This is a genomic window from Intrasporangium flavum, from assembly GCF_001956915.1.
GTDB classification, from domain to species: domain Bacteria; phylum Actinomycetota; class Actinomycetes; order Actinomycetales; family Dermatophilaceae; genus Monashia; species Monashia flava.
In genome coordinates, this window is the sequence record NZ_MLJO01000036.1 from 1 (window position 1) to 1,380 (window position 1,380).

Here is a 1,380-nt window from a genome sequence, read left to right on the forward strand (position 1 = left end):
CGGTTGAGCTCGGCGTCGACCTCGTTGAGCGAGCGGGCCACACCGAGGCGGACCGCGCCGGCCTGGCCGGAGGGGCCACCGCCGTGGACGCGGACGAGGACGTCGTAGGAGCCCTCGAGCTCGAGGATGGTCAGCGGCTCGCGGACGATCTGCTGGTGCACCTTGTTCGGGAAGTAGTCCGCGAGGGCGCGGCCGTTGATCTTCCACTCGCCGGTGCCCGGGACGATGCGGACGCGGGCGATGGCCTGCTTGCGGCGGCCGGTGGCCGAGCCGGGCGTCGAGACCTGGCGGGCGCGCTTGGCCTCGCCGGTCGCCGAGGCGTCGGACTCCGAGGTGTACTCGGTCAGCTCGGGCTCGTCGGTGTCGAGGACGCCCTCGTTGATGATGTCAGTCACGTGTGTGTTCGCTTTCTACGCAGCAGCGGCGGAGCCGGGCTTACTGCGCGACCTGGGTGATCTCGAAGGGGACGGGCTGCTGGGCCGCGTGCGGGTGCTCGGCACCGCGGTAGACCTTGAGCTTGGACAGCTGCTGGCGGGCCAGCGAGTTCTTCGGGAGCATGCCCCGGATCGCCTTCTCGACGGCCTTCTCCGGGCTCTTGGCGAGCAGCTCGGTGTAGGACGTGGAGCGCAGACCGCCCGGGAAGCCCGAGTGGCGGTAGGCCTTCTTCTGCTCGAGCTTGGCGCCGGTGAGGGCGACCTTGTCGGCGTTGATGATGATGACGAAGTCACCGGTGTCGACGTGCGGCGCGAACTGCGGCTTGTGCTTGCCGCGCAGCAGGATCGCAGCCTGGCTCGCGAGGCGACCGAGCACGACGTCGGTCGCGTCGATGACGTGCCACGCGCGAGTGACCTCGCCGGGCTTCGGGGTGTACGTACGCAATGGAGTCTGCCTTCTCGCTTCAAAACGATGGATGCGTGCCGCCGGGGCGATGACCCGCGCCGGTCCGATGCGTGTGGCTCGGACCCTCCGCGCTGATCGCGCGGGCGTCCGGGCCTCGCCCTGCCGGTTCGGCACAACAGTCATCCAGTTTACGGAGGAGCTGACCCACGGCCAAATCGACGGCGCAGGGCCCCGAAACGGGCGCTGACCTGCACCGATGCCCGCTCCAGCCAACCATGCAGACTTCTTGTGCAAACAGATTGTGCAAAGGTAGTGTGCACACTATGGCTGCACACCCCCCGATGCCGGACAACATCTGGCTCACCCCGGAGAGCCTCCGGGTCCTGGCCCACCCCCTGCGCTCCCGCCTCCTCGGGGCGCTGCGCCGCGGGGGGCCGGCCACGGCCACCGACCTCGCCGCGGCCCTGGGCACCAACTCCGGCGCCACGAGCTACCACCTGCGCAAGCTCGAGTCGGTCGGTCTCGTCGAGGACACCGGCG

At 69.7% G+C, this 1,380-nt stretch carries 3 protein-coding genes; 1 reads left to right on the plus strand and 2 read right to left on the minus strand.

The features are described 5' to 3' along the window. Together rpsI and rplM are read right to left on the minus strand one after the other, a co-directional pair. The coding region (rpsI, locus tag BIV28_RS19325; protein ID WP_076264165.1) for a 30S ribosomal protein S9 at nt 1–395 on the minus strand (395 nt) is incomplete at its 3' end. A 40-nt stretch (nt 396–435) separates the two neighbouring features. Then, complete coding sequence (gene rplM, locus BIV28_RS19330; protein WP_076264166.1) at nt 436–879, minus strand: 50S ribosomal protein L13; 444 nt, start codon at nt 877–879, stop codon at nt 436–438. 284 nt (nt 880–1,163) lie between these two features. Between rplM and BIV28_RS19335 the strand changes: the two genes are divergently transcribed. Continuing rightward, nucleotides 1,164–1,380, plus strand: a 217-nt coding sequence (locus BIV28_RS19335; RefSeq protein WP_242653142.1) for a winged helix-turn-helix domain-containing protein, incomplete at its 3' end; no start/stop codon positions are given.